The organism is Nitrospira sp. BLG_2 (assembly GCF_049222245.1).
This window is the reverse complement of record NZ_JBLYIG010000228.1, coordinates 1-7,745: the sequence shown is the minus strand read 5'-3', so window position 1 is coordinate 7,745 and position 7,745 is coordinate 1. Positions and strand designations below refer to the sequence as shown.

8 protein-coding genes are annotated in these 7,745 nt (G+C 57.4%); 3 read left to right on the top strand and 5 right to left on the bottom strand.

Annotated elements, in window-relative coordinates:
- The 5 genes from ACOSYY_RS06410 to ACOSYY_RS06390 all read right to left on the bottom strand — a co-directional run.
- On the bottom strand, positions 1–675 hold a 675-nt coding region (locus ACOSYY_RS06410; protein WP_421661436.1), incomplete at its 3' end, for an oxamate carbamoyltransferase subunit AllG family protein.
- Positions 672–2,228: an acyl-CoA synthetase FdrA gene (gene fdrA / locus ACOSYY_RS06405; protein ID WP_421661435.1), complete on the bottom strand. Its 1,557-nt coding sequence runs from the start codon at positions 2,226–2,228 to the stop codon at positions 672–674. The genes fdrA and ACOSYY_RS06410, both read right to left, overlap by 4 nt.
- A gap of 210 nt (positions 2,229–2,438) precedes the next feature.
- The gene (locus tag ACOSYY_RS06400) at positions 2,439–3,458 is read right to left on the bottom strand and encodes an oxamate carbamoyltransferase subunit AllH family protein (protein ID WP_421661434.1); all 1,020 of its coding nucleotides are present in this window, start codon (positions 3,456–3,458) and stop codon (positions 2,439–2,441) included.
- A gap of 40 nt (positions 3,459–3,498) precedes the next feature.
- Positions 3,499–4,263, bottom strand: coding sequence for a GntR family transcriptional regulator (locus ACOSYY_RS06395; protein WP_421661433.1), 765 nt, complete (start codon positions 4,261–4,263; stop codon positions 3,499–3,501).
- 202 nt (positions 4,264–4,465) lie between these two features.
- Positions 4,466–5,017, bottom strand: coding sequence for a Slp family lipoprotein (locus ACOSYY_RS06390; protein ID WP_421661432.1), 552 nt, complete (start codon positions 5,015–5,017; stop codon positions 4,466–4,468).
- A gap of 78 nt (positions 5,018–5,095) precedes the next feature.
- Here ACOSYY_RS06390 and ACOSYY_RS06385 point away from each other — a divergent pair, with 78 nt between their 5' ends.
- From ACOSYY_RS06385 to ACOSYY_RS06375, 3 genes are all read left to right on the top strand, one after another.
- Positions 5,096–5,749, top strand: coding sequence for a DsbA family protein (locus ACOSYY_RS06385; protein WP_421661431.1), 654 nt, complete (start codon positions 5,096–5,098; stop codon positions 5,747–5,749).
- A gap of 52 nt (positions 5,750–5,801) precedes the next feature.
- On the top strand, positions 5,802–5,975 hold the full coding sequence (locus ACOSYY_RS06380) for a hypothetical protein (protein ID WP_421661430.1): 174 nt from the start codon (positions 5,802–5,804) through the stop codon (positions 5,973–5,975).
- 146 nt (positions 5,976–6,121) lie between these two features.
- The coding region (locus ACOSYY_RS06375; RefSeq protein ID WP_526023294.1) for an HAD-IC family P-type ATPase at positions 6,122–7,745 on the top strand (1,624 nt) is incomplete at its 3' end.

The window sequence follows — 7,745 nt, the reverse complement described above, 5'->3', positions numbered from 1 at the left end:
CTTGAGCTCTACTCCGCCTAGGATCTCGACGCCGGCTCGTAAAGTTGGCGCGAGTATCTGTCCCATCCATTTGAGGCGGGTGATCACGTCCGGACCATTGGCGCCGAACCTGAGCGCCTTGCCGAGGCCTTCGTTGAAGTTACAGAACGCCTGATCTCCGTTGGTCGTATTGGTCACCATCCAGACCGGCATGGATGGGCTGATGATTCCGGCCATCGGCCCGACGGCATTGTGGTGGTGACAAGGCTCGAAAGCGATGTCACCGCTGGAGGCCATGGTCTCCGCTTCGGCGAGATTCTCCGCCCACCCTTCATAGAGAATAGCTCCGACGATCGCTCCCTTCATGGGTCCGCACATGTCCTTCCAGTGGATAGGAGGACCGCCGTGCAGGATCATGCGTTCTCCCATGTTTGGGAGAGTCTTCCTCGCGATGCCGACACCACTGAGAACCGGCTGAGCTGATTGGTAGGCATCGAACGCCGTTCGGTTGGCGGTTTCAACGGAGAGCAGGTTGACCAACCGAGCCAAGGCACGACCGATTTCCGGATCTCCCTGAGCGGGCGGGACCCATTCGATCTGAAGCACAGAGCCGTCCGCCTTCCTGATTGAATCGACAAAAGAAGGCAAGCCGATATTCAAGACTTGGAGCTTCTCCTGAAACAGGGCCTGTATCACAATCGCCCTCCGACGGCGCCCGCCTCCAGTGCCATAGAGGCAGCCATGCGCACTGCCTGAGCGTTGCTCTCCGCGAGGGTTACCCCGGCCTCTCGAAGAGCCGTTTCCTGTCTGGACAGATTCTGAGGGTCTGCTGCTGTGCCGCAGACGAATCCCACGATGGCGAGGTGCCCGCCTGCTCTGGCGGCAAGATCGCGCGCCTTCTGAATTGCCGGGACCAGCTCGGCGGCGGGATCCGGGTGAGATCCGTAGCCAAGGACCACGTCCAGCAGGATCACCGCCACTTCGGGATCGCCGGCTTCCTTGATCAGTCGCTCATTCCGCAGTCGGTGGTCGATCATGGGATGGGGGCGCCCACGAGTGAAGAGATCGTCGCCCAGATCGATGACCGTGTGCGCTCGACTGGTCCAGACATCGCTCAAGCGATCCCCCGGCTCCACTGGAGTATTGGAATTGATCTGTCCCAATTCTTTCTTCAGGAGGAGCGAAGCCTCATAGCAAAAGGTGCCGCCGCTATAGAGACCCCGCACGTATCGCCGCCCCGAAACAAAAGGCGTGGTGGAAGGAGAGATCACACTCGCAGTCCTGTCCTCCGGTGCTCTACCGTCGGCGAGCGCCACCGCTGCGGCTGATGCATCCTCCAGCGTCACGGCGGGGTAAATATTGTCGCGTCTTACCCGATCGGGATCGGCCCCGAGAAAATTGACGACGACTGCCTTTCCCACGCCTCCGGCTGCCTCCAGTACTTTGCCGGCTACTTCCGGCGATGGCGGTTTGGAAATGAGCACAATCACCGAAGTGGAGGGATCGGCCGCCAGCGCCTTGAGGCCTTGCAACATGGAAATACCGCCGACCTCGCTGTGCAGATCGTGTCCGCCCGTTCCGATCGCCTGCGAGATGCCGCCGCCCCATCGATCGATCAGGCAGGTAACCTGTTGAAGGCCGGTGCCGGATGCGCCGACGACGCCGATGGTTCCGCGCCGGACGACGTTGGCAAAAGCGAGAGGGATGCCATTGATAATGGCCGTCCCGCAATCCGGGCCCATGACGATGAGATCACGCTCCTGGGCAAACCGTTTGAGCGCGATCTCGTCCTTGAGTTCGACGTTGTCGCTGAAGAGCATGACATTGAGGCCGAGCCGCAATGCCTTGAAGGCCTCCGCCGCAGCATATTCGCCAGGCGTGGAGATCAAGACAAGGTTGGCGCCCACGAGGCTTGCGATTCCCATCTCGATGCTGCGGGGAGAGATGCCGCGCGAAGTGTTATTGCCGATCGGCGAGGGGGAAGGTTGCTTCAGTGAGGATTCTGCCGCAGCCAGTGCCGCTTCCAGAGTATCGGCTTCTCCTTGAAGGGCAATCAGAAGATCATTGGCGGAGGCTTCAACCGGTCCGGTCAGCAAGCCGGCTTCTTGGAGGAGGCTGATGTTATTGACGGAGGCCATCACGGCTGAGGCTTGTTCCACGCCGGGCAACTTGGCGATCGTGGAAGAAAGCTGCATCAGCGAAACAGAATCGCGGTAGAAATTTCGGATTATTTGGGTCGCCCTGGCCATGTCAACGGCCTTTCATTGACGCCGTTGACCAGACACGGACCCCGGCGTTCAACGTCAAGCGGGGTGGGGACTTCCCGCCGATGATTTATGTGGCGAAGGTCATATCCTACCGCGTGATGCCTCATCAGATATTTGAGGAAGCGAGCCGTCGAAAAGTGCGGACTCAGAATCTTGTAACGGGCCAACTTGAACACAAAATTGTATACCAAGTCAAGAGGCGCACGGTCTCACGAATACGTGACGCCACGTATATGGCTGAGACCTATTGAATTGGAGTAACCGGACGATCGGAAAACAATCACCGGAGAGCAGGCAAGATAAAGGTTGCCAAACGAGACAACCCAACAGCAATCCCGATACGCCGTCGCTCCCCGAGGTATGACCGACATGCAAGGCGGCTTGCGTGGCGACCCTGATGCTGTTCATATCGTTCGATTGTGCGATCTGCTGCGCCAATGTCGCGATCGGTTCAGAGATATGACCTCTGGTTGCGCATCGGAGATAGGTGTAGCTGATCTGATTGGTGTTTCGTGCTGCGTGGGACAGTTCCGAGCTCAGGTCCGTTAGGAATCGCTTCCGTGATGGATCGTTCCCCACCGTGCACCATAGCGCGGTCAAGTAACCGACGAGAAAATCATCACCCGAAGGCGTGAGGCCGGGTCCCAGCCCGATCAGTGGTCTCATGGCGATCACAGCGTCTTGTAGCCGGAGATTGCTTGTAGCTTTTAGTAGTGCCGGAACGGCGCGCGCCGCCTGTTGCCTCAGAACCCCGGAAGTCGCCGAAGCGATGAATCGCCCTTGCGAATGATCGGACAGACCCATGATCCCCGGTAGACTACCCTGCCGGCGATAGGTGTTGAGTTCCGACCATGAAACTGACCAGGATTGAGCGTGAATGGGCCGGCGGAGATCGATGTGCAACTCTCTAAGATCGATGTGCCAGAGATGTGCCGTCCGTAGATCAACGGCGAAATCACTTCCGCCGGTGCGAAGGATGCCGCCCCGGCAAGCGACCGATTGGCCGACTCGGAAGAGATCCAGGAAAGCCTGCCGAGAGGAGATCCGCAGACGAATACCGTGCGGAACGTTGCCTTTATCGGAAGGAAGAAGGGTCAGCAGCCTATGCGGCTCTATACGTATGTTGCAGGCATGGCGGAACACGCTATGCACGGTCCCGCTGAAATGATGGGTCGGAACCTGAATACCGACGGAAAGGGCGTGGACATGCATGATCGGCACTCCATTGCCCGTGAGACGAGAAACCCGTTCGTTACGCTCTCAACGAATAGGCTTTGGCCAGCGCGTCCTTGATCGCGGTGTGAACGTTGTTCCGTCCTTCTTCGATGTTTCGTTGCATCGCGGCGCGTGCGCCGGACGCATCTTTGGCCGCGATACGCTTCAAGATTTCCAAATGTTGGCGGCAGGTGCTTTCCGCCCGATCCGTCTTGTCGAAGTCGATCATGCGAAACAGCATCAGGCGTTCGTTGATGGAGCGAAGGTGCCGCACGAGCGTTTTGTTTCCCGCGGCATGGGCAATCGTTTCATGAAAGAGGGTATCCAATCTGGCCAGCTCCTCGGCTTTCTTATGAGACGATCCGTTCAGTAGCCCCGTCCACGTCCGCTTGAGTTTATCCATGTTCTCTTTATCATGCTTATTGAGGAGCCCCCTGGTCGCCAGGTGTTCGACGGTATACAGCTCCAACGCGAGGCGAACGTCATACAGTTCCTCGATCTCGCCGATGTTGTACTGCCTGACGGCATACCCGCGATTCGGCAACTTCTTCACGAACCCATCGGATGCCAGGACACGGAGCGCTTCCCGTACCGGACTTCGACTCACGTTGAATTTCTCGCACAGCTCAGCTTCGGTCAGCCGATGTTCCGGCGGGTAGTGCCAGTGAATGATTTGCTCCTTGAGAGTGGCGACGATCGAGGAGCTAAGGTTTGACGGTTCTCGTTCCCCAATCCGGTCGCCAGGGTTCACCGTGAGATTTTTTTGTCCCAATCCGCCAACTCCACCGTCATCTCCGGCCATCCGGATACCGTAGAACAGATCGCCCGACTCTCGAATTTCATCCTGTCCGAGTTCGGAAGAGACACATTGTATACAATCAGGTGTTCCAAGTCTAATGCCTCTCAGGGCCGTCACGCCGAGAGCCGGGTCTTACTTTTTTGAATCTGTATGCAGAAGGAGGAAACGAAGGAAACTACGAAAAGCGTTCATCATCGTTACGGCCTTACCAGTAGTAAGGCCAAGGACTCCAGTATGGGGACCAATACGGCCCCCAATAGGGGCGAGGACCAATATAAGGATAAGGGCGAACGTGAGGCGCTTTGTCTGAGTCGTCGCTCCAAGCGCGCAGATTGTTGATACGCACGAGTGGGTAGGTGTACTCCGTTTCATCGAGCGGCAAGGTGATGGACCCGGCCATTTCTCCGGTCACGGTTACGAACGTACCGGCTGGAACGGTTGCAGGGTCAAGGAATTCCTTCTGTAGGGCCACGAATCGACCTTGGGACTTGCTGAGGTCCGTTGTCGGTCGGTCGGAAGAGTCCAACGGCAATTGCAGGATTTCAATCCTGGTTCCCTCTTTGAGCCTCCTTGCCCCCAACACCTTCCCGCCGAATGTGGCCGGCTGCCCATTGTACGATTCGGGCGACGCCTTTACCTGCATATAGGAGATCTGAGGGGCGCTGGAGGTGGATTGGTCTCCCTGATCGTTTATCGAGGCGCAGCCGGGTCCGATCAACAATACCGAAGCGATCAACGCATGCCGAAGTTCTCGCATGGCGCAATTATAACAAACGGCAATGAAACCCATCATCCGCTATAATGACATCGGACAATCACTTAAAAGGAGAATGAGATGAATCGTTCCAAGAAGTGGATGAGGAAGCTTGTAGTCCTGGTCGGAGTTGTATGGCTCTTGACCGTGCCGTTCAATGCGCAGGCGGAAAAGCCGGAGCTGAAAGGAAAGTTCGAAATACTCAAGGATGAGCCGTCGACCCATCAGCCGGGGAAAGTGAAGGTCGTCGAGTTCGCCGACTTCTACTGCCCGCATTGCCATCATTTCGAGGAAACCGGGGTGCCGCTCATCCTAAAAGAGTTTGGGACCAAGGTGGACGTCACGATGGTCGGATTTCCCGTCATTCCGGGAAAGCTTCCGACCGTGTTCGATATGTATGAGCAAGCGAAGCTGATGGGAAAGGGCGATCAGATGAAGGCGATCTTGTTCCGCACGATTCATAAGGACAAGGTTGACGGTGTGTTCGATCGCTCCATACGTTCGTTGTTGATTAAAGAGGCCGGCCTGGACGTCGCGACGTTCGAGGCCGGGCTGGAGAGTGGAAAGCCGGCCAAGCTCTTCGAAGAAGGGCGGCGCTGGGGAGAGCGAATCAAGGTGTCGTCCACGCCATCGCTCTTACTCGACGGCAACATCAAAGTTGACGGCGCGAATATGACGCCTGAGAATGTCGTGACCATCATCCGGAGTATCCTCGAAGCCGACGCGAAGAAGTAGTGTCAGGAGCGGGGGCGGATGAGAGAAAAACGAGTGCAACGACTGCTGGAGAATGAGTCCGGCGTCAGGCAATTTGTTCTTCGAGGCTATCGTTTGCGCTCGCTTTCACGGTCTTCTTCCGAGCCTCAATGGGAACCATGCGGGACGCATGAAACGTATCGATTTCGATGGAGAATCACCGGCACAGATCGCAAAAGAGCTGAAGGACACGTACCGGATAGAATGAAACGGAGTCTGACGCATGATAAGCGAATCATCGAACGGCTGTTGTGAGAAGCCCATGCAGGAGGTGACCGCGTGAGTGAGCGCAATCCAAGCACCCATGTTCCTTCGCAGGTTCATGATAAGGCTGCGATCGACCCCATCTGCGGCATGACGGTCGATCCTGCCAAGGCGGCGGGTCGGTATGACTACAAAGGCACGACCTACTATTTTTGCTCCGCTTCTTGCCTGGAACGATTTCGGTCGGACCCTGAAGGCGCGCTCAAGAAAAAACCGCTCAATGTGACCACAAGGCCCGGTTCCCGGAAGTCCTTGCCGATGATGCAGCCGATCATGCAGGGTGAGATCGACCCTGTGTGCGGTATGACGGTCCAGCCGACCACTGCGGCCGGTTCATACGAGTATGACGGCAAGACGTATTATTTTTGTGCAACCAGATGTCTTGAAAAATTCCGAGCCGATCCCGGGTATTACCTGATCCCGCCGGAGAAGCGAACCCCGAAGCCGACGCCGGTTTCGACCGATAGTGGCGTGACCTATGTGTGTCCGATGGATCCTGAGGTCAGTCAGAAGGGCCCGGGAGCCTGCCCGAAATGCGGGATGGCGTTAGAGCCGGCGGATGTAACGGCGGTGGGCACGCGCACGGAATATACCTGTCCGATGCATCCGGAGATCGTGCAGGCCGAGCCGGGGAATTGTCCGAAATGCGGGATGGCATTGGAGCCGCGTACGGTCACAGAGGACGAGGCCAATCCCGAGCTGGTCGATATGACCCGCAGGTTTTGGCAAAGCGTTATCCTGAGTGCTCCTATTCTTGCGCTGATGATCTCTGAGATGATGCCGAGCCAACCGTTACAACAGCTCTTTTCAGGAAAGGCATTGGTCTGGTTTCAGTTCATTCTGGCGACGCCGGTGGTGCTCTGGATCGGTCGGCCGCTGTTCCAGCGGGCTTGGGCGTCAATCGTCAATCGCAATCTCAACATGTTTACCTTGATCGGCCTTGGGACCGGTGCCGCCTATCTTTACAGTGTCGCCGCGACGTTCGTTCCCGCTGTGTTTCCCGATTCGTTTCGGGTCCATGGCGGCGAGCTGGCCGTCTACTTTGAACCGGCGGTAGTCATTATCGCGCTGGTCTTATTAGGACAGGTGTTGGAGCTGCGGGCCCGTAGCCGAACCAGCAGTGCCCTGAAGGCCCTGTTGGGGCTTGCGCCGAAAACAGCGCGTGTCATACGCGGTGATGATCAAGAAGAAGATATCCCATTGGAGCAGGTGCAGGTCGGAGATCGGTTACGTGTGCGGCCGGGTGAAAAGGTTCCCGTGGACGGTGTGCTGCTGGAGGGGACGAGTGCCGTCGACGAGTCAATGGTCACCGGTGAGTCGCTTCCGGTTGAGAAGAAAGCCGGTCAGAAGGTGGTGGGGGCTACCGTTAACGGGACGGGGAGTTTCGTGATGCGGGCTGAGCGGGTCGGTCGAGAGACACTCCTGGGGCAGATCGTGCGGATGGTCAGCGAGGCGCAGCGTACCCGTGCGCCGATTCAACGGCTGGCCGATGTCGTTGCCGCCTATTTCGTGCCGATTGTGATTCTTGTCGCCGCGATCACTTTTGCCATCTGGGCTCTCTATGGTCCAGAACCTCGCCTGGCTTATGCCTTGCTCAACGCCGTTGCCGTATTGATCATCGCCTGTCCCTGCGCATTAGGGCTTGCGACACCGATGTCGATTATGGTCGGGACCGGACGAGGGGCGACAGCGGGAGTTCTGATCCGTAACGCGG